15 protein-coding genes are annotated in these 19,612 nt (G+C 72.4%); 10 read left to right on the forward strand and 5 right to left on the reverse strand.

Going from position 1 to position 19,612, the window contains the following annotated elements; translation table 11 throughout:
- Positions 1 to 7 precede the first annotated feature (7 nt).
- From P2H44_RS14200 to P2H44_RS14245, 9 genes are all read left to right on the forward strand, one after another.
- Complete coding sequence (locus P2H44_RS14200) at positions 8 to 1,108, forward strand: NAD(P)/FAD-dependent oxidoreductase (RefSeq protein ID WP_275764413.1); 1,101 nt, start codon at positions 8 to 10, stop codon at positions 1,106 to 1,108.
- 764 nt (positions 1,109 to 1,872) lie between these two features.
- On the forward strand, positions 1,873 to 3,807 hold the full coding sequence (gene mutL / locus P2H44_RS14205) for a DNA mismatch repair endonuclease MutL (RefSeq protein ID WP_275764414.1): 1,935 nt from the start codon (positions 1,873 to 1,875) through the stop codon (positions 3,805 to 3,807).
- A 419-nt stretch (positions 3,808 to 4,226) separates the two neighbouring features.
- Positions 4,227 to 5,048, forward strand: coding sequence for a phosphonate ABC transporter ATP-binding protein (gene phnC, locus P2H44_RS14210; protein ID WP_275764599.1), 822 nt, complete (start codon positions 4,227 to 4,229; stop codon positions 5,046 to 5,048).
- Positions 5,049 to 5,139: 91 nt separating this feature from the next.
- Entirely contained in the window at positions 5,140 to 6,051 is a 912-nt protein-coding gene (gene phnD, locus P2H44_RS14215) for a phosphonate ABC transporter substrate-binding protein (RefSeq protein WP_275764415.1), read from the forward strand.
- 175 nt (positions 6,052 to 6,226) lie between these two features.
- Positions 6,227 to 8,434 (forward strand): phosphonate ABC transporter, permease protein PhnE, encoded by a 2,208-nt coding sequence (gene phnE, locus P2H44_RS25500; RefSeq protein WP_345798997.1) that lies wholly within the window; start codon positions 6,227 to 6,229, stop codon positions 8,432 to 8,434.
- Positions 8,435 to 9,052: a DapH/DapD/GlmU-related protein gene (locus P2H44_RS14230; RefSeq protein ID WP_275764416.1), complete on the forward strand. Its 618-nt coding sequence runs from the start codon at positions 8,435 to 8,437 to the stop codon at positions 9,050 to 9,052.
- A gap of 2 nt (positions 9,053 to 9,054) precedes the next feature.
- On the forward strand, positions 9,055 to 10,167 hold the full coding sequence (locus tag P2H44_RS14235; RefSeq protein WP_275764417.1) for a TIGR03364 family FAD-dependent oxidoreductase: 1,113 nt from the start codon (positions 9,055 to 9,057) through the stop codon (positions 10,165 to 10,167).
- A gap of 16 nt (positions 10,168 to 10,183) precedes the next feature.
- Positions 10,184 to 10,966, forward strand: coding sequence for a phosphonoacetaldehyde hydrolase (gene phnX, locus P2H44_RS14240; RefSeq protein ID WP_275764418.1), 783 nt, complete (start codon positions 10,184 to 10,186; stop codon positions 10,964 to 10,966).
- Entirely contained in the window at positions 10,963 to 12,483 is a 1,521-nt protein-coding gene (locus P2H44_RS14245; protein WP_275764419.1) for a sulfatase-like hydrolase/transferase, read from the forward strand. Before phnX ends, P2H44_RS14245 begins: the two co-directional genes overlap by 4 nt.
- A gap of 66 nt (positions 12,484 to 12,549) precedes the next feature.
- Here P2H44_RS14245 and P2H44_RS14250 read toward each other — a convergent pair whose 3' ends face one another.
- Together P2H44_RS14250 and P2H44_RS14255 are read right to left on the reverse strand one after the other, a co-directional pair.
- Positions 12,550 to 14,124, reverse strand: a complete 1,575-nt coding sequence (locus P2H44_RS14250; RefSeq protein ID WP_275764420.1) for a DHA2 family efflux MFS transporter permease subunit — start codon at positions 14,122 to 14,124, stop codon at positions 12,550 to 12,552.
- Positions 14,125 to 14,353: 229 nt separating this feature from the next.
- On the reverse strand, positions 14,354 to 15,610 hold the full coding sequence (locus tag P2H44_RS14255; protein WP_275764421.1) for an HlyD family secretion protein: 1,257 nt from the start codon (positions 15,608 to 15,610) through the stop codon (positions 14,354 to 14,356).
- Between the two features lie 220 nt (positions 15,611 to 15,830).
- Here P2H44_RS14255 and P2H44_RS14260 point away from each other — a divergent pair, with 220 nt between their 5' ends.
- Positions 15,831 to 16,526: a TetR/AcrR family transcriptional regulator gene (locus P2H44_RS14260; protein WP_275764422.1), complete on the forward strand. Its 696-nt coding sequence runs from the start codon at positions 15,831 to 15,833 to the stop codon at positions 16,524 to 16,526.
- Between the two features lie 34 nt (positions 16,527 to 16,560).
- On the opposite strand, the gene P2H44_RS14265 is transcribed toward P2H44_RS14260, so the two are convergent.
- From P2H44_RS14265 to P2H44_RS14275, 3 genes are all read right to left on the reverse strand, one after another.
- Positions 16,561 to 17,055, reverse strand: coding sequence for a cytochrome b (locus tag P2H44_RS14265; RefSeq protein ID WP_275764423.1), 495 nt, complete (start codon positions 17,053 to 17,055; stop codon positions 16,561 to 16,563).
- Positions 17,056 to 17,183: 128 nt separating this feature from the next.
- Complete coding sequence (locus P2H44_RS14270; RefSeq protein ID WP_275764424.1) at positions 17,184 to 18,050, reverse strand: SDR family NAD(P)-dependent oxidoreductase; 867 nt, start codon at positions 18,048 to 18,050, stop codon at positions 17,184 to 17,186.
- Positions 18,047 to 19,552 carry a flavin-containing monooxygenase gene (locus P2H44_RS14275; protein ID WP_275764425.1) on the reverse strand — a complete coding sequence of 502 codons (1,506 nt, stop codon included), beginning with the start codon at positions 19,550 to 19,552 and terminating at the stop codon, positions 18,047 to 18,049. The genes P2H44_RS14270 and P2H44_RS14275 overlap by 4 nt, the downstream gene beginning before the upstream one ends.
- Between the last annotated feature and the right edge of the window lie 60 nt (positions 19,553 to 19,612).

Consider the following 19,612-nt stretch of genomic DNA (forward strand, 5'->3'; position numbering starts at 1 on the left):
GATGCGGATGGAAGAGGTCGATTGCCTCGTGATCGGGGCGGGCGTCGTGGGCCTGTCGGTGGCCCGCGCCATGGCGCTGGCGGGGCGCGAGGTGGTGGTGCTGGAGGCCGAGACCCTGATCGGCTCCCAGATGTCGAGCCGCAACTCCGAGGTCATCCACGCCGGCATCTACTACCCCAGGGACAGCCTGAAGGCGCGGCTCTGCGTCGAGGGTCGCCGGCGGATGTACGCCTATTGCGAGGAGCGCGGCGTCGCCCACCGCAAATGCGGCAAGCTGATCGTCGCCTCGGAGCCCGAGCAGCTGCCGATGCTCGCCGACCTGCTGGCCAAGGCCGAGGCGAACGGGGTCGAGGGGATGCGGATCCTGTCGAAGGCCGAGACGCTGGAGATGGAGCCGGCGCTCCGCGCCGAGGGCGCGCTGCTCTCGCCCGAGACGGGGATCGTGGACAGCCACGGCCTGATGCTCGCCTACCAGGGCGAGGCCGAGGACCACGGCGCGATGCTGGCGCTGGGGGCCGCGGTCACCGGCGGCGAGGTCGGCGAGGCGGGGATCGTCATCGAGGCCTCCGGCATGACCCTACGCGCGCGCACGGTGGTCAACTGCGCGGCGCTGAACGCCATCGCCATCGCGGGATCGCTGCGCGGCTACCCGGTGGAGACGCTGCCGAAGCTGACGCTGGCGCGGGGCAACTATTTCTCGCTGACCGGCGCGACGCCGTTCTCCCGCCTGATCTACCCCGCCCCGGCCGAGCGGGGCGGCCTGGGCGTGCACCTCACGCTCGACCTGCAGGGGCGCGCGCGCTTCGGCCCGGACGTGGAGTGGATCGAGACGGTCGACTACGCGGTGAACGTGGCGCGGGGGGAGCGGTTCTACGACGCGATCCGCAGCTACTGGCCGGACCTGCCCGACGGGGCGCTGGCGCCGGCCTATGCCGGCATCCGCCCCAAGATCGGCGAGGACCCCGGCGGCTTCGCCGACTTCACCCTGCACGGCCCCGAGACCCATGGCGTGCCGGGCCTGTGGAACCTCTTCGGGATGGAGAGCCCAGGGCTGACCTCCTCGCTCGCCATCGGCGAGTGGGTGCGGGGCACGGCCATGCCGGCCTGACGCCCGCCGACGGCGCCCGGTTCGGGGCGCACTTGAAGCAGGCGCCCTGCGGGCGGGCTTGGGCCGGCGGCTGAGGGTGCGCCCGGTTCTGGAAGGGCGGGAGCCTCCGGCGGGCTCCTGACTCACCCAAGAACAGGGCCCGCGCCTGTCCTCCGGATCCGTCTCTCGCTGAAGATGCCTGAGCGACTCGTCGGGAGGGGTCAAGGACAAGCCCCGCTTGCGCGGGGTCGCTTCGCGATCCCTGACCCCTCCCGCCGAGTCGCTCTTAACGGCATCAGCGAGAGACGGCTCCGGAGAACAGGCGCTTCAAGCGGGCCGGCGGGCGTTGCGCCGGGGCGCCTGGGGGCGACGGCGGGGATGGCCGGGCGGGCGGGACGCGCAGAGGCGGCGCTCGGAATGGCGAGGGGCGGCGGGCCGGACGCGCGGGGGAGGGCCGGCGAGGCATTGGATCGGGTGCCGGGGAGATCGAACGGGTCGGGCGCGGGGCCGTCGGCCTCGGGCTCCTGGAGGCCGGCCGGCGCACTCGCCCCCTCCCGGGCGCTTTCTGCGCCCGGTCCGAGGCAAGCTCGGACCCGGTCTCGCGACGGCTTCGCCATCGACGGGCCGCGGCGCGGTCCCCGCCCGGCTTTCGCCAAATAGGACCACGCACGGACCACCCAGCCGCACGGCCCGCCCTGTGCGCCACGCCCGCGCCGGTCCGCAGGCGCCCTCCCACCGGCGGCGCCCGCTTCCCGACTCGACCCGGTCATGCTACCCCTTGGGGCATGAATGCTCCCAGCCCCTATATCTCGAAAAATCGACCGATCCAGCGGCTGGACGAATCCGCCCAGAACCGCATCGCCGCCGGCGAGGTGGTGGAGCGTCCCGCCTCCGCGGTGAAGGAGCTGGCGGAGAACAGCCTCGACGCCGGCGCCCGGCGGATCGAGATCGCGATCGCCGACGGCGGGCGCACCCTGATCCGGGTGACCGACGACGGCCATGGCATCCCCGCCGACCAGCTGGCGCTGGCGCTGGAGCGGCACGCGACCTCGAAGACCGACGGGGCGGACCTGCTCGACATCCGCAGCTTCGGCTTCCGGGGCGAGGCGCTGCCCTCGATCGGGGCGGTCTCGCGCCTGACGCTGACCTCGCGGGCCGAGGGCGCGGAGGAGGCCTGGACCCTGCGCTGCGACGCCGGGCGGCTGGGCGCGCCGGCGCCCGCGGCGCTTGCCCGCGGCACGGTGGTCGAGGCGCGCGACCTGTTCCACGCCACCCCCGCGCGGCTGAAGTTCCTGCGCACCGACCGGGCCGAGACCCAGGCGGTGGCCGACATGGTCCGCCGCCTCGCCATGGCCGCGCCCGGCGTCGGCTTCGTGCTGCGCGACGTCTCCGAGACCGCGGCCAAGGCCTCGCCCGAAGGCCGCGTCCTGTTCCGCGCCGACCCCGAGCCGGGGGAGGCGCGCCTCGCCCGCCGGGCCCGGCTGGCGCGGGTGATGGGGCGCGAGTTCACCGACAACGCGCTCGAGATCGAGGCCGAGCGCGAGGGGCTGCGCCTCGTGGGCCTTGCCGGCCTGCCCACCTATTCGCGCGGCGCGGCGGTGGCGCAGTTCCTGTTCGTCAACGGCCGCCCGGTGCGCGACAAGCTGCTGACCGGGGCCCTGAGAGCCGCCTACATGGACGTGCTCCACTCCGGCCGCCACCCGGCCGCGGCGCTCTACATCGAGTGCGATCCGCAGCTCGTGGACGTGAACGTGCACCCCGCCAAGACCGAGGTGCGCTTCCGCGAACCCGGCGTGGCGCGGGGGCTGGTGGTCTCGGCCCTGCGCCATGCGCTGGCGGAGGGCGGGCATCGCGCCTCCTCGACCGTGGGCGACGCCGCGCTGGGCGCCTTCCGCGCGGAGAGCGAGAGCCCCGCCGCCCCGCGCCTGACCGGCTGGGGCCCGCGGATGGACCGCCCCTCGGCCGCCGAAGTGCGCCGCGCCTACGACTTCCAGGCGCCCGGGGCCGCCGCCACGCCGGCGTGGGAGAACCGCTGGACTCCGCCGGCCCCCGAGGCGCAGCCCGGCCTCTCCGAGGACCCGATGGCCTGGCGCGCCGCCCGCGCCGAGCCCGCGCCCGAGCCGGACGAGGCCGCCGAGGACCTGCCGCTGGGCGTCGCGCGGGCCCAGCTGCACGAGAACTACATCGTCGCCCAGACCCGCGACGGCATGGTCATCGTCGACCAGCACGCCGCCCACGAGCGCCTGGTCTACGAACGCCTGAAGCGCCAGGCGGCCGAGGCCGGCGTGCGCCGCCAGGCCCTGCTGATCCCCGAGATCGTCGAACTGCCCGCAGACGACGCCGAGCGCCTGCTGGGCGCCGCGGACACGCTGGCCGAGCTGGGCCTGGTGATCGAGCCCTTCGGCCCCGGCGCGCTCGCCGTGCGCGAGACGCCGGCGGAGCTCGGAACCCCCGACGCCGCCGCCCTGCTGCGCGACGTGGCCGACGAACTGGCCGAGGAGGGCGAGACGGCGGCGGTGCGCGCGCGGCTCGACGCGGTGCTCTCGCGCATGGCCTGCCACGGCTCGGTCCGCTCGGGCCGGCGAATGGGGGCGGCGGAGATGAACGCGCTGCTGCGCGAGATGGAGGCGACGCCGATGTCGGGCCAGTGCAACCACGGCCGCCCGACCTACGTGACGCTGACGCTCGCCCAGATCGAGAAGCTGTTCGGGCGGCGCTGACGAGCGGCGCGGGGAGGCGGGGACGGAGGCGCCCTGCGGGCGGGCTTGGGCCTCTTGCGTGGGGCGCGCCCGGATCGGGGAGGGCGGGAGCCTCCGGCGGGCTCCTGACTCACCCAAGAACAGGGCCGCGCCCGTCCTCCGGATCCGTCTCTCGCTGAAGATGCCTGAGCGACTCGTCGGGAGGGGTCAAGGACAAGCCCGCGCAAGCGCGGGTCGCTTCGCGATCCCTGACCCCTCCCGCCGAGTCGCTCTTTACGGCATCAGCGAGAGACGGCTCCGGAGAACAGGCGCTTCGCGAGGGAGACCTGCGGGGGCGCGGGCGGCGGCGGGGGCGATTGTCGCAAAACTGAATCGGAACCGTCGGCCGACTGTCGCCGAACGCCCTTAGACGGCCCCCAGCGCAACGGGAGCCGCGAATGCTGTTGAAGATCGAGTCGCTCACCAAGACCTTCGGCGCCGCGACCGCGGTGAACGCCGCCGAGATCAAGGTCGAGAAGCCCGCGATGATCGGGATCATCGGCCGCTCGGGCGCCGGCAAGTCGACGCTCCTGCGCATGATCAACCGCCTGACGCCCGCCACCTCCGGGCGCATCCTGGTCGAGGGGACCGACGTCCTGACCCTGAAGGGCGCGGCCCTGCGCCGGTGGCGGCGCGACTGCGCGATGATCTTCCAGCAGTTCAACCTGGTGCCGCGGCTCGACGTGGTGACCAACGTGATGCTGGGGCGGCTGAACGGGCATTCGGCGCTCGCCTCCGCCTTCAACGTCTTTTCCGAGGACGACGTGCGCCAGGCGCTGGCGCATCTCGACCGGCTGGGGATCGCCGAGCACGCGCTCAAGCGCGCCGAGGCGCTCTCGGGCGGGCAGCAGCAGCGGGTCGCCATCGCGCGGGCGCTGATGCAGGACCCGAAGTTCGTGCTCGCCGACGAGCCCATCGCCTCGCTCGATCCGCTCAACGCCCAGGTGGTGATGGACGCCCTGCGCCGCATCCACGTCGAGCAGGGGCTGACGGTGATCTGCAACCTGCACACGCTCGACACCGCGCGGCGCTATTGCGACCGGGTGATCGGCATGCGCGCGGGCCGCATCGTCTTCGACGGGCCGGCCGAGCTGCTGACCGAGTCCATGGCCCGCGAGATCTACGGGGCGGGGGCCGAGTTCTCCGAGGCCACGACCTCGACCAGCCTCTCGACCCCCTTCCCATCGGAGGCCGGCCGCAGCGCCGTCTCCGTTCCGGGCTGAGCCTGCGCCGCGCCCGCGGCCCGAGGGCGCCCGAGACCCGAACCTCCACCCGCACGATCCCCGCCGGGGACGCATTCCGAGGGACCAGACCATGAAGACCATCGCGCTCGCCGCGCTCGCGGCCGCCACGCTCGCCCCGCTCTCCTTCACGGCCGCCTCCGCGCAGGAGATCACCGAATTCCGCATCGGCCTGCTGGGCGGCGAGAACGCCTCGGACCGCATGCGCTCGAACGAGTGCCTGCGCGAGAAGACCGAGGCCCTGCTGGGCGTGCCCACGAAGCTCTTCGCCCCCGCCGACTACAACGGCGTGATCGAGGGCCTGCTGGGCGGCAACCTGGACATGGCCTGGCTGGGCGCCTCGGGCTACGCCAAGGTCTACCTCACCGACCCCGAGGCGGTGGAGCCGGTGCTGGTCAAGGTCAACAACGACGGCTCCTACGGCTACTATTCCATCGGCTTCGCCCGGGCGGACAGCGGCATCGCCTCGCTCGACGACATGAAGGGCAAGACCTTCGGCTTCGGCGACCCGAACTCGACCTCCGGCTACCTGATCCCCTCCATCGAGATCCCCGCCTCGGGCTACTCGATGAAGCCGGGCGAGTATTTCTCGGACGTCGTGTTCACCGGCGGGCATGAGCAGACCATCGTCGCGGTGTACAACGGCGACATCGACGCCGGCGTGACCTGGGCCGACGGCCTGGGCGAGTGGGAGGACGGCTACAACTCCGGCGCCCTGCGCAAGGCGGTGGACGCGGGCCTCGTCGACATGACCGAGATGGTGCAGATCTGGACCTCGAAGCAGATCCCCGAGGGTCCGGTCGTGCTCGCCAAGGGCCTGCCCGAGGACGTGAAGCTGAAGATGACCGCGCTGATGGCCTCGCTCGAGTCGATGGACCCCGAGTGCGCCTACGGCGTGATGGCCGGCGAGGCGAAGGGCTTCATGCCGATCACCCACGACGCCTATCTCTCGATCATCGACGCCCGCAAGTCGAAATCCGAGTGATCCAGGCCCAGGCCTGATCCCGAGGCCCCGGAGCTCATCCGGGGCCTCGTCTCTTGCGCGCCGCCCATCCCGCGGGCGCCCCGGGCCTGGCCCGGGGCTCCCCGGGGCCGGCCGCGAGCGGCCCCGGATCGCGTCCGGGGCGCCCCCTTCCCACCATCGCAGCCCCGAGGCCCCCATGACCCTTGCGGACCTGGAATCCGAGATCGTCCGGCAGACCCGCCGGCGGCAGATGTATTCGGGCCTCGCGGTCCTGATCGTCGCCGCGGTGCTGATCGCGGGGTTCGACCTGTCGAACTCGATGAACTCCGGGTCCTTCTGGAACGGCATCGGGCAGTTCTTCGACTATCCCGCGGGGCTCCTCGCCGAGGCGTGGGAGACGGGGCTGGTCGGCATGCTCGAGCTGATGTGGGGCTTCCTGCCCGCGCTGATCGAGACGCTGAACATCGCGGTGGCGGCGACCCTGCTGGGCGGGCTCGGCGCCTCGGTCCTGTCGCTGGCCGCGACGCCGAACCTGGGCGCGCCGGCCTGGCTGCGCATTCCGATCCGCCGCACGCTGGACGTGATGCGGGCCTTCCCCGAGCTGATCATCGCGCTGTTCCTGATCTTCGTCCTCGGGACCTCGCCCGTTCCGGCGATGATCGCGGTGGCCTTCCACACCGTCGGCGCGCTGGGAAAACTCTTCTCGGAGGTCAACGAGAACATCGACGTGAAGCCGATGGAGGGGCTCGCCTCCTCCGGCGCGTCGTGGTTCCAGCGGATCCGCTACGGGGTGATCCCGCAGGTGGCGCCGAACTGGCTGAGCTATTTCCTGCTGCGGCTCGAGATCAACGTGCGCGCCTCTGCCATCCTGGGCTTCGTGGGCGCCGGCGGCATCGGGACCGAGCTGCGCCGCACCATCGGCTGGGGCCAGGGCTCGGGCGACGAGACCATCGCGCTCTTCGTGCTGCTGATCGTCTCGATCTTCCTGATCGACCAGCTGAGCTCCTGGGGCCGCGCCCGCCTCGCCGGCCGGCAGGGCCAGGGCGAGGAGACCGAGGCCCAGACCGCCCATGGTCATGAGAACCGCGTCGCCCGCACCCGCGCCATGGTGCGCCGGCGCGCCCTGCTGACCATGCTCGCGCCCGCGCTGGCGCTGGGCTACCTCGCCTACGCCTGGGTCGCCTTCGACGTCTCGGGCCTGATCGCCTCGGCGCGGCCGGAGCGGGCGGCGATCCTCGCCACCGACTCGGTCATGTACAAGACCCATGTCGAGGAGAGCCTGCGCACCGGCGAGGTCGAGGTCGCCATCGAGGGCGAGCGCACCGCCACCTACGCCCCCGACGCGCTGCCCGACTGGGTGCGCGTGCAGGGCGGGACCTGGGACGTGGACCTGGGCGACGGCTATTTCGTCGCCCTCGACGGCCCCCGCATGACGGTCGAGATCCCCGGCTACGGGACCGTCGTCGTCACCGCGCAGGAGCGCGAGCTGGTCTACGACCTGCCCGCCGGCCCGCAGCCCGAGTGGCTTCGCACCGACCCGGTGAAATTCGACATGCGCCCCGAGATCGGCAAGCGCGTCCAGGCCTCCCGCGCCAAGTTCGAGATCCACCGCTACCACTGGGGCTGGGAGAACTTCTGGTTCCCGTTCCGCTCTCCCCTCTGGGGGATGTCCGCCGGAGAGGTGTGGTCGCTCGCTTGGTCCGAGGATCGCATCGACCCCGCGATGTCCAACGCCGCCTTCGTCTTCGACCAGTTCTGGGGCAACCCGGACTGGCAGCACGGCGAGGTCTTCAAGGCCCTGCTCGAGACGATCATGATGGCCCTGCTGGGCACGCTGGTAGCGGCCTTCGTGGGCCTGCCGCTGGCCTTCCTCGCCGCCGCCAACTTCACCCCCAGCCTCGCGATCCGCTTCGGCGTGCGGCGCCTCTTCGACCTGCTGCGCGGCATCGACATGCTGATCTGGTCGCTGATCTTCATCCGCGCCTTCGGCCTCGGGCCCCTGACCGGCGCGCTCGCCATCGCCTTCACCGACACGGGCTCCCTCGGCAAGCTCTTCTCCGAGGCGCTGGAGAACGTGGACGACAAGCAGATCGAGGGGGTGCATTCCACCGGCGCCTCCCAGCTCCAGCGCTACCGCTTCGGGGTGCTGCCGCAGATCCTGCCGGTGTTCCTGAGCCAGGCGCTCTACTACCTCGAGTCCAACACCCGCTCGGCCACCGTGATCGGCGCGCTGGGCGCGGGGGGCATCGGCCTGATGCTGGTCGAGACGATGCGCACCTCCCGCGACTGGGAGAACACGCTTTACATCATCGTCCTGACGATCTTGGTGGTGTTCGCGATGGACGCCCTGTCCGGCTGGCTCCGCCGCCGCCTGATCCAGGGCAAGGAGGCGCGGGAGAGCTGAATGGCGCGGCTGAGCGAGAGCCCCTGGATCGACCCCACCAGCCGGGTGATCGACAGCCGCCTCGGGGCCTATACCGAGGTGATGGCCGGCTCCTGGCTGCTGGAGGTCGACTTCGGCGACTATTCCTACTGCGCCGGCCGGAACGAGATCGCCTATTCGCGCATCGGCAAGTTCGCCAACATCGCCTCGGGCTGCCGGATCTGCCCCACCAACCACCCCTACCAGCGCGCCTCGCTGCACCATTTCATGTATCGCGCCTCGAACTACTGGGACGACGCGCAGGACGAGGCGGAGGTGTTCGAGGAACGCAGGCGCAACGGCGTGACCATCGGCCATGACACCTGGTTCGGCTACAACGCCATCATCATGCCGGGCGTGACCGTCGGAACCGGCGCCATCGTCGCTGCCGGCGCGGTGGTGACCAGGGACGTCGCCCCCTACACGATCGTGGGCGGGGTGGCGGCCTCCGAGATCAAGCCCCGCTTCCCCGCGCGGGTGGCCGAGCGCCTGCTGGCGCTCGCCTGGTGGGACTGGGATCACGCCACGCTCCGCGCTAGGCTCGACGACTTCCGCAGCCTCCCCGTCGAGGCGTTTCTCGAAAAGTACGAACGGGCCTGAGCATGAGCTATGACGTCGCCGTGGTCGGCGCGGGGATCCTGGGGCTGGCCCATGCGCTGGCGGCCGCCCGGCTGGGCAAGCGCGTGGTGGTGATCGAGCGCGACGCCCAGGCCAACGGCGCCTCGATCCGCAACTTCGGCTTCGTCACCGTGAACGGCCAGCAGGCCGGCGACTGCTGGACCATGGCGCGCCGCGCCCGCGACGTCTGGGCCGAGGTCGCCCCCCAGGCCGGCATCGGCATCCACCACCCCGGCATGCTGGTCACCGCCCGCCGCCCCGAGGCCGAGGCCGTGATCGACGCCTTCCTCGCCACCGAGATGGGCGCCGAGTGCCGCCGCTTGACCCGCGCCGAGGCCGCCGAACTCGCCCCCGTCTCCGACCGCGTGACCGCCGCGCTGCACTCGCCGCTCGAGTTCCGCGTCGAGTCCAAGACCGCGATTCCAAAACTGGCCGCCTGGCTCTCCCAAGCCCACGGGGTCGAGTTCCGCTGGCTGACCGAGGTTCACGCCGTCGAGGCGCCGCGGATCGAGACCTCCCGCGGCGTGATCGAGGCGGAGACGGTGATCCTGTGCCCCGGCGACGACTACACCGGCCCCTTCGCCGAGCGCCTGAAGCCCTACGGCCTGACGCGCTGCAAGCTGCAGATGCTGCGCGTGGCGCCCTCGCGGCGCTTCGAGCTGGGCGCCGCGGTGATGTCCGACCTCGGCCTCGCCCGCTACCTCGGCTACGCCGAGCTGCCCGAGGCGCAGGCCCTGAAGACCATCCTCGACGCCGAGCAGCCCAATCACCGCTCCAACGGCGTCCACCTGATCGTGGTGCAGTCCGAGGACGGCTCGCTGGTGGTCGGCGACAGCCACCACTACGCGGATACGCCCGACCCGTTCTCCTCGACCCAGGTTGACCAGCTGATGCTGGGGGAGATGGAGGCGGCCCTCGACCTCGGCCCCTACGCGGTGACCGAGCGCTGGCTGGGCACCTACGCCTCGGCGCCCGACCGCTGGCGCCTGACCGACGCGCCCGACGACGCCACGCGGGTGTGCATCGTCACCGCCGGCTGCGGCGCCTCGACCTCGTTCGCGATCGGCGAGGAGACCGTCGCCGCCCTGTTTTCCTGACCTTCGGAGCCGCCCCATGAAATTCGACGCCGCCATCTTCGACTGGGCCGGGACGATGATCGACTTCGGCTCCTTCGCCCCGATGGGCGTCTTCGTCGAGGCCTTCGCCAGGTTCGGCGTGACCGCCACCATCGAGGAGGCCCGCGGCCCCATGGGCTCTCCCAAGCGGGCCCACATCCAGGCGATGATGGCGATGCCCTCGATCAGGGCCCAATGGGAGGCCGAGCACGGCCGCGCCCCGACCGAGGCCGACGTCGACGAGGTCTACGCCATCTTCGTGCCGATGAACGAGGCCGTGGCGCCCAAGTACGCCACCCTGGTTCCGGGCGCGAAGGCGACGCTCGATGCGCTGGCGGCGAAGGGCATCCGCGTCGGCTCCACCACCGGCTACGTCCGCTCGATCATGAAGGGCGTGATCCCCGTGGCCGCCGAGCAGGGGTTCTCGCCGGAATGCATCGTCTGCGCCGACGACGTGACCGGCGGCCGCCCGGGGCCCGAGCAGATGCAGGCCGCCTTCGCCCAGATGGGCCTGCCCGAGGGCGCGAAGGTCCTCAAGGTCGACGACACCGAGCCGGGCATCGCCGAGGGCGTGGCGGTGGGGGCCGTCACCGTGGGCGTGGCGCTGTCGGGCAATATCGCCGGCCTGACGCCCGAGGACCTCGCCGCCCTTCCCGAGGACGAGCGCGACGCCCTGCGGGCCAAGGCCGCCGGCATCCTGCGCGCGGCGGGCGCCCATCACGTCATCGACACGGTCGCCGACCTGCCCGCCCTGATCGAGACGCTGGAGGCCGAGGGGTGAGCGGCGGGGAGGGCGACCTCGCCCCCTCCGATCTCAACATCCTCTTCATCACCGCCGACCAGCTGCGCGCCGACGTGCTGAGGGGCCGGCTGGCGGGGCTGGTCCCCACGCCCAACCTCGACCGGCTGGCGGCCGAGTCCGTCAGCTTCGACAACCACTTCACCGTCACCGCCCCCTGCGGCCCGGCGCGCGCGAGCCTGCTGACCGGCCTCTACGCCTTCAACCACGGCAGCCTGCGCAACGGCACGCCCCTGGACGCGAGCCTGACGAACCTCGCCAAGGAGTGGCGGAAGGCGGGGCGCGAGCCCCTCCTCTTCGGCTACACCGACGCCACCCCCGATCCCGATGCTTTCGACCCCGCCGACCCCGCGCTCGCCTCCTACGAGGGCCTGCTGCCGGGCTTCCGCGAGATCGTCGAGATGCGGTTCGAGAGCCCGTACACCTGGCTCGCGCACCTGATCGCGAAGGGCTACGACCTCCCCCGCCCGCTGCCCCAGCGCCTGTTCGAGCTGTATCTCCCGCAGGGCGGCCGGATCACCGGCCCGGCCCTCTACAAGGCCGAGGACAGCGACACCGCGCTGCTGACCGACCTGACCCTCGCCCATCTCGACGCGCGCCGGGACCACCCCTGGACGGCGCACCTGACCTACATCCGCCCGCACCCGCCCTTCGTGGCCCCCGCGCCGTGGAACGAGGCCGTCTCCCCCGACGCGATCCCCCTGCCGGGCGAGGACCGCGCCGAGCATCCGTTCACCGAGGCCTGGTTCTCCGAGCGGAACTCCTTCGGCCTGTGGATGGGCTTCAACGGCGACTGCGAGGGCCTGCCGGTCGAGACGGCGCAGCAGCTGCGCGCCGTCTACCTCGGCCTCGTGGCGGAGCTGGATCACCACGTCGGCCGCCTGCTCGACTGGCTCGACTCCACCGGACAGGCGGAGCGGACCGTGGTGGTCTTCACCGGCGACCATGGCGAGATGCTGGGCGACGGCCGCCTGTGGGGCAAGCACGCGGTCTTCGAGAAGGCTTTCCACATCCCCCTGTTGATCCGCGACCCCCGCCGCAAGGCGCAGGCCGGCCGCCGGGTGGAGGCGTTCACCGAGAGCGTCGACCTCGCCCCCACCCTCCTGACGTTGGCGGGCCGCGAGGCCCCCGCCCCCTGGGACGGCCGCGCGCTCACCCCGTGGCTCGACGGCGAGACGCCTGCGGACTGGCGCACCGGCGCCCTGATGGAGATCGACTTCGCCGAGCCCGAGGGCCGCGCCACCCGCTTCCAGCGCCATTGGGGCACGGGCCTCGAGGACTCCGGCGCCGTGATCCTGCGCGAGGGCCGCTGGCGCCTGGTCCGCTTCGCCGCCGAAAGCCTCCCCCCGATGCTCTTCGACATTGAGACGGACCCGGAGGAGACCACCAACCTCGCCCCCCAGATGCCCGAGCTGGTGGCGAGGCTGACCGAGGCGATGCTGCGCCGCCGCCTCGCCCGCTCCGGCCGCGGCAAGGCGCATCTCGCCGTCGGGGTCTGAGGGCCGCACCGCCTGAAACGCGAAACGCCCCGGGAGCGATCCCGGGGCGTTTCTGCGTGGCCGGCCTCAGTGGGCGTCGACGGTCTTGCCGTCGGGCGGCTTCGACATGAACAGCGCCACCATCGCCAGCGCCCCGAACAGGATCGCGATCAGGAAGAAGATGTCGATGAAGCTCATCACCGTCGCCTGGCCGTGCAGCCGCCCGGCCATCTGCGCCAGCGCCCCCGCCGGGTCCAGTCCGTGCGAGGTCAGGTTCCCCTCCAGCATCTGCATCTGGCGCAGCGCCTCGGGGTTGGCCCAGGTCACCGACTCGCGCAGCCGCTCGTAGTGCAGGTCGGCGCGGTCGGACATGATCGTGTTGATCACCGCCAGACCCACCGCGCCGCCGAGGTTGCGCATCAGGTTGTAGAGGCCCGAGGCGCTCTTCATCTTCTCCGGCGGCAGGGTGCCGAGCGCCAGGTTGTTGATCGGCACCATGCACAGCATCAACGACAGGCCGCGCAGGATCTGGGGGACCAGCAGCTCGTCGAAGTCCCAGTCCGCGGTCAGCCCGGTCAGCATCCAGGTCGAGGTGGCGAAGCCCAGGAACCCAATCAGCAGCATCACCCGCAGGTCCAGCTTGCGCGAGAGGATGCCCGCCAGCGGCGCCGAGCAGAACATCGCCAGGCCCGAGACGAACACCGTCTCGCCGATCTGCAGGCTGTCGTAGCCCCGGATCGAGGCGAGGTAGAGCGGGTAGAGATAGGTCAGCCCGTAAAGCCCGATCCCCATCACGAACGAGAAAGCCGAGCCGATGGTGAAGTTCACGTCCGAATAGGCAGAGAGGTCGACGATCGGATCCTCCCGCGTCAGCGCCCGCCAGAAGGTCACGATCCCGCCCACGACCATGATCACGGCGAGCACCGCCACCGCCTCGTCCTGCAGCCAGTCGTTCGACGGCCCTTCCTCGAGCACGTATTCCATGCCGCCCAGGAAGCCCGCGAGCGCCAGCAGCCCCCACCAGTCGAAGCGATCGAAGAGCTTCCACTCCGGCTTGTCGAAGTCGATCAGCAGGAAGGCGCCCAGCGCGACCAGGATGCCGGGGATCACGTTGACCAGGAACAGCCAGTGCCAGGACAGGTGGAACGACAGATACCCTCCGACCGTGGGCCCCACCGTCGGCGCCAGCGTCGCCACCAGCCCCACCATCGGCGAGACGATGGGCCGCTTGGAGGGGGGGAAGATCGTGAAGGCCGCGGCGAAGACCGAAGGGATCATGCCGCCGCCCAGGAACCCCTGCACGCCGCGCCACAGGATCATCTCGCCGATGGACGAGGACATCGCGCACATGAAGGAGGCGAAGGTGAACCCCGCCGCGGCGGCGGTGAACATCAGCCGCGTCGACATCATCCGGCCGAGGAAGCCCGACAGCGGGATCATGACGACCTCGGCGATCAGGTAGGAGGTCTGCACCCAGCTGATCTCGTCGGGGCCGGCCGCCAGGCCCGCCTGGATCTCGGGCAGGGAGGCCGAGACGATCTGGATGTCCAGGATCGCCATGAACATCCCGAAGACCATCACCAGGAAGCTGATCACCCGGCGGGGCGTCAGCTCCGGTTCGGCGACGCGGGGGGCGGGCGACGAGGTCGCGGCGGCGGACATGCGGTGCGTTCCCTGGCTCTGGCGGAACGTCCCGGTCGGCGAGCGTCGCGTCGGCCGAGGCGAAGGGCGGGCCCGGTCTGCGGAGCCCTGAACGGATGCGCCCGCGCGCGGGGTGCGGGCGACGGGCGGCGCGCGCGCGCCGCGAAGGAAACGGGCGGCGCGCGGCGCGAAGAAAACGGGGGGCCGGCACGCCCCCCTTCCGCTGGATCGCCGGCGAGGCGCCGGGCGATCAGCGGGCGGAGGCGACCCGGGCCGCCTCCGCATCCGGGGTCCCCGCGGGGGCCGAGGCCGGGCGTGCCGCGGCGGCGTCGCCCCCGGGCGCGGTGCGCAGGTCGACCGAGACGATGGCCGAGAGGCCGGCGCGCAGGGCGCCGCTCTCCTGCGCCTCCATCGGGATCTCGATGCGCACGGGCACGCGCTGCACGACCTTGGTGAAGTTGCCCGTCGCGTTCTCCGCCGGGAGCAGCGAGAAGATCGAGCCGGTGGCCGGCGCGGTCGAGGCGATGGTCCCCTCGAAGCTGCGGTCGGGCAGGGCGTCGAAGGTGATCTCCACCCGCTCGCCCGGCGCGACGCCGGGCATCTGCGTCTCCTTGAAGTTCGCCTCGATGTAGTAGCCGTCGTCGGGCACCAGCGCCGCGAGCCGCGCGCCGGGGGCGGCGAGGTCGCCCGTCTCGACCGCGAGGTTCGCGAGCGTCCCGTCCACCGGGGCGCGCAGCGTGGTCAGGTCGAGGTTGCGCTCCGCCTGGTCGACGGCCAGCTCCAGCTCGTGCTTGGCGCCCTCGCTCTCGGCGCGCTGGGCGGCCAGCACGTCGACCTGGGCGCGGGCGCTCTCGACCGCGGCCTGGGTGGAGGCGAGATTGGCCGAGGCGGTGTCGTAGGCCTCGGTCGCCGCGTCGAGCTGCGCCTGCGCGGCCACCTTGCGCGAGACGAGGTCCTTCGCCCGGTCGAGGCTGATCGAGGCGTTCTTCAGCGTCGCCTCGGCCGCGTGCTGGCCAGCGATGGCCTGGTCGATGGCGGCGCGGGCGGCCTCGATCTGGGCGTCGATGCGCGCCAGCGTGCGGTCGGCGGTGGCGACCCGGCTGCGCGCCGTCGCGAGCGCGATGCGATAGTCGCCGTCGTCGAGCTGCACCAGCACGTCGCCGGCCTTCACATGGGTGTTCTCGTCCACCGGCAGGGCCGCGACGTAGCCCTGCACGCGGCTGGAGATCAGGGTGATGTCGGACTGCACGTAGGCGTCGTCCGTCTCGACCATGAAGCGGCCGACGGTCCAGTAATGCCAGCCCTCGTAGCCCCCCGCGCCCAGCGCGGCGAGGCCGAGGGCCGCGAGGATCGCCTTGCGGCGGCCGGAGCGTTTCGGCTTCGCGGGCGCCTGCGGCTCGGGCGCGCGGGCCGCCGCGGCGGGCGCCTCGGCGCCGTCGCGCAGGGCGGGCGCGACGGGAACGGCGTCGCGCGCGGCCTCGGCCGTCCTGGGATCGTGCTTCGACATCTCGGCGTCCTCGGGGTCTTCCGCGCCGCGGCCGGGCCGCGGGCGGGCGTGTCTCGGTCAGGCCGGGAGGCGGAGGGAGGGGGCGTCGACGCCGCCCGGGTCCGCCGTCGAACCGGCTGGTTCGATCTCATCTAGTGGGTCGGCGCGCCCGGATCAAGACTTCATCGAACCGCTCGGTTCGATTATATATGAACCCCGACGCCACGCTCCTGGAGCTCCGATGACCGTTTCGACCGCCGCCGCAGACGCTTCCGCCCCGCGCGCCGGCGAGGGCGCGCCCGCGCGCCGCCATGCCGCCGGCGCCGATCCCGCCAAGCGCGCGCAGATCCTGCACGGCGCCGCGCGGGTGTTCCTGGACAAGGGGTTCGAGTCCGCCTCGATGGAGGACGTGCGCCGCGCGGCCGGCGTCTCGAAGGGGACGATCTACGTCTACTTCTCCGACAAGGAGGAGCTGTTCGAGGCGCTGATCGCCGACAAGCGCGACCGGATCTTCGCCGGCCTCTCGGCGGTGCTGGAGCAGGACCTGCCGCTGGACGAGAAGCTGACCCGCTTCGGCGAGGCGCTGTGCCGGATCCTGTGCTCGGACGAGGTGGTCGCCGCCCAGCGCATCGTGATCGGCGCGGTGGCCCGCCTGCCCGAGATGGGGGAGCGCTTCTACAAGGTCGGCCCCAGCCACATGAAGGCGCGCCTGGCCGAGGCGCTGGCGCGCGAGGTCGAGGCGGGGCGCCTGGCGGTCCCGGACCCGATGATGGCCGCGACCCAGTTCATCGAGCTGGCGACCGCGGGCCTGTGGCGGCGCCGCCTGTTCTGCGGCCAGCACGGCCCGGTGGACGAAGCGGAGGTGGCGCGCACCGTCGCCGCCGCCGTGGACATGCTGCTGCGCGCCTACGGGCGGGGCGAGGCCGCGCGGGGCTGAGCCTGCGCGCCGCGTCTCCCCGCCCGGGCGCGGCTCACTTCATCCGCTGAAGCAGGTCGGTCTTCCACACGAACTGGTGCACCAGCACCGCGGCCACATGCGCCGCGATCAGCGCCAGCAGCAGGTTCATCATGATCTCGTGCGCCTCGGCGACCGAGCCGACCAGGCCGAACCAGGCGACCAGCCCCGACAGCGGCATCAGCAGCAGCAGCGCGTACATCGCACGATGCGCCCACTTCGAGGCGGTGCGGAACAGCTCCGGCTCGTCATCGGGCGCCTCGGGCGCGCCGTGGCGGGCGCGCAGGCCCAGACGCGCCAGCGCCAGCGCCAGCACCGCGACGCCGATCCCGAGGTGAATGACCGGGATCGTGCTCCAAACCGGGGCGCCCGCGTCCATCGAGGCGTGGAACGGGCGGCCCATCGAGTCGAAGATCAGCCATTGCGCGGCGATCAGAACGACCACCGCCCAGTGCAGGATCTTCTGGCCGGAGGTGTAGGCGATGGGGGCGGCGGCGGTGGCTTGGGTCATGTCCTGGCTCCGCGGGAAGAAGGGTCGGCGTGCATCCTGCACGATGGGACCCGGCGAGACGGTGTTCAACGGCCACGGACGCCGTGCCGCCGGGGCGTCCGCGGCGGGGCTGCGCCCAGGAGGCGGGCTCAGCCCTCGGGCGATCCGCGGTCGGGGAACAGCTTCGCCTGCTCGGCGGCCACGCGGACGGGATAGCGCTCGGGGAACAGGCGGATGAAGCGGTCGAGCCAGACCGCCGTGCGCGTCACCACGATGCGCGTCCGGCCGCGCGCGACGCCGTCCAGGATCACCCGCGCCGCCGTCTCGGGCGGCATCTTCAGGAGCTTCTCCTCGTAAACCTTCACGCTCGCCTCGGCGCGGGCGCGCTCGGCCGCCGGCGCCTCCTGCAGGTCGGCGAGGCCGGCGCGCGCGATGTTGGTGGCCACGCCGCCGGGATGCACCACCACCACCTGCACCGGGGCCTTCGCCATCAGCATCTCCACCCGGATCGCCTCGGTGAAGCCGCGCACCGCGAACTTGGAGGCGCAGTAGGCCGACAGCCCCGCCTGCGCCATCAGCCCGTTGAGCGAGGAGATGTTGACCAGCGCCCCGTCGCCGCTGGCGACCAGGCGGGGCAGGAAGGCGCGGGTCCCGTGGATCACGCCCCACAGGTTCACCTCCACGATCCGCTCGAACGCGCCCTGGCGCATCTCCAGGAACGGGCCCGACCCGCGGGAGATGCCGGCGTTGTTGTAGAGCTGGTGGACCGCGCCGAAGCGGGCCTCGGTCGCCTCCGCCCAGGCGGCGAGCGCGGCGGGATCGCAGACGTCGAGCGTGGTGGTCTCGACCTCGGCCCCCCGCTCGCGCGCCTGCGCCGCGGTCTCGTCCAGTCCCGCCTGCGCGACGTCGGCCAGCGCGAGGCGCGCGCCCCGCGCCGCCAGCTCCAGCGCCAGCGCCCGCCCGATGCCCGAGCCGGCGCCGGTGATCGCGCAGACGCGCCCCTCGAACCGGCTCATGCGGCGCGCTCCTCGGCGCGCGGCCCGGCGGGGGCGGGCTCGAACCGCAGGGCGGGGTCGTCGACGGGCCCGCGGCGCAGCAGCTTCTCGTCGGCGTGGTAGTTGAAGGTCATCTCCCACGGCGCCCGGTCGCCCTGGCGCGGCAGCGCGTCGAGCGCGCGCAGCACGTAGCCCGCCTTGAAGTCGAGCAGGGGCCGCGTGTCGATCTCGCCCTCCGGCCGCACGGGCGTGCAGACGGCGGCGCCGGTCGCGTCCATGTGGGCGAGCAGGCGGCAGAAATGCTCGCACAGCAGCCCCACCTTCAGCGTCCAGGAGGCGTTGGTGTAGCCCACCGCGAAGCAGAAGTTCGGCACGCCGTCGAGCATCATGCCCTTGAACACCAGCCGCTGCGCGGGATCGACCGGCGCGCCGTCCACCGACAGGACCGCCCCCCCGAAGAGCTTCAGCTTCAGCCCGGTGGCGGCGACGATCACGTCCGCCTCGATCTCGGTCCCGTCGGCCATGCGCAGGCCGGCGGGGGTGATCCGCTCCAGCGCGCCGGTGACGACCGAGGCGCGCCCGGCCTTGATCGCCTCGAAGAAGTCGCCGTCGGGCACGGCGCACAGGCGCTGGTCCCAGGGGCCGTAGGGCGGGTTGAAATGCCGGTCGACGTCGTAGCCCGCGGGCAGCGACTTGCGGTTGGCCCAGCGGATGATCCGCCGCGCGGTCTGCGGATACTTCTGGCACAGAAGCCACACCCAGCGCTGGCGGGCGATGTTCTTGCGCCGGGCCAGCGCATGGGCCGTCTTCGCGGGCAGCAGCCGGCGGAACAGGTTCGCCAGAGGATCGCCCGAGGGCATCGGCAGCACGTAGGTCGGCGTGCGCTGGACCTGCACCACGTGGGCCGCCGTCTCGGCCAGCGCCGGGACCAGGGTGACGGCGGTGGCGCCCGAGCCGATCACGGCGATGCGCTTGCCGGCCGCGTCGAACGCCTCGGGCCAGAACTGGGGATGCAGGATCGGGCCGGCGAAATCCGCCTCGCCCGGGAAGGCGGGACGGTGGCCCTCGGCGTAGTCGTAGTAGCCCGTCGCGCCGAACAGCCAGCGGGCGCGCAGCACGCTCTCGCTCCCGTCCTCCTCGTGGCGCAGGCGCACGGTCCACAGCGCCTCGGCCGAGGACCAGTCGGCGCGCAGCAGGCGGCGGCGGAAGCGGATCTTCGGCGTCACGCCATGCTCGTCGGCGGCCTCGCGCAGGTAGGCCAGGATCTCCTCGGCCCCGGCGATGGCGTTGGGCGAGGTCCAGGGCTTGAAGTCGTAGCCGAAGGTGTAGAGGTCGCTGTCCGAGCGCACGCCCGGATAGCGGAACAGGTCCCAGGTGCCGCCCAGCGCCTCGCGCGCCTCGACGATGGCCCAGGCCTTCGACGGCGCCTCGCGGGTCAGCCAGCAGGCGGCGCCGATGCCCGACAGGCCCGCGCCCACGATCAGCACGTCCAGCGTCTCGACCGGCTGCGTTGCGATGCTCATGCCACGTCCTCCCCAAGCCCCAGTCTGGCCGATCCCGGGCGTGAACCAAAGCCCGCAGGT

Source organism: Albimonas marina, from assembly GCF_029223255.1.
Lineage (GTDB): Bacteria > Pseudomonadota > Alphaproteobacteria > Rhodobacterales > Rhodobacteraceae > Albimonas.

Coding starts and splice junctions, on each gene's coding strand:
- P2H44_RS14200 (WP_275764413.1), top strand. CDS start 8: ATGGAAGAGGTCGATTGCCTCGTGATCGGGGCGGGCGTCGTGGGCCTG.
- mutL (WP_275764414.1), top strand. CDS start 1,873: ATGAATGCTCCCAGCCCCTATATCTCGAAAAATCGACCGATCCAGCGG.
- phnD (WP_275764415.1), top strand. CDS start 5,140: ATGAAGACCATCGCGCTCGCCGCGCTCGCGGCCGCCACGCTCGCCCCG.
- phnE (WP_345798997.1), top strand. CDS start 6,227: ATGACCCTTGCGGACCTGGAATCCGAGATCGTCCGGCAGACCCGCCGG.
- P2H44_RS14230 (WP_275764416.1), top strand. CDS start 8,435: ATGGCGCGGCTGAGCGAGAGCCCCTGGATCGACCCCACCAGCCGGGTG.
- P2H44_RS14235 (WP_275764417.1), top strand. CDS start 9,055: ATGAGCTATGACGTCGCCGTGGTCGGCGCGGGGATCCTGGGGCTGGCC.
- phnX (WP_275764418.1), top strand. CDS start 10,184: ATGAAATTCGACGCCGCCATCTTCGACTGGGCCGGGACGATGATCGAC.
- P2H44_RS14250 (WP_275764420.1), bottom strand. CDS start 14,124: ATGTCCGCCGCCGCGACCTCGTCGCCCGCCCCCCGCGTCGCCGAACCG.
- P2H44_RS14255 (WP_275764421.1), bottom strand. CDS start 15,610: ATGTCGAAGCACGATCCCAGGACGGCCGAGGCCGCGCGCGACGCCGTT.
- P2H44_RS14260 (WP_275764422.1), top strand. CDS start 15,831: ATGACCGTTTCGACCGCCGCCGCAGACGCTTCCGCCCCGCGCGCCGGC.
- P2H44_RS14265 (WP_275764423.1), bottom strand. CDS start 17,055: ATGACCCAAGCCACCGCCGCCGCCCCCATCGCCTACACCTCCGGCCAG.
- P2H44_RS14270 (WP_275764424.1), bottom strand. CDS start 18,050: ATGAGCCGGTTCGAGGGGCGCGTCTGCGCGATCACCGGCGCCGGCTCG.
- P2H44_RS14275 (WP_275764425.1), bottom strand. CDS start 19,552: ATGAGCATCGCAACGCAGCCGGTCGAGACGCTGGACGTGCTGATCGTG.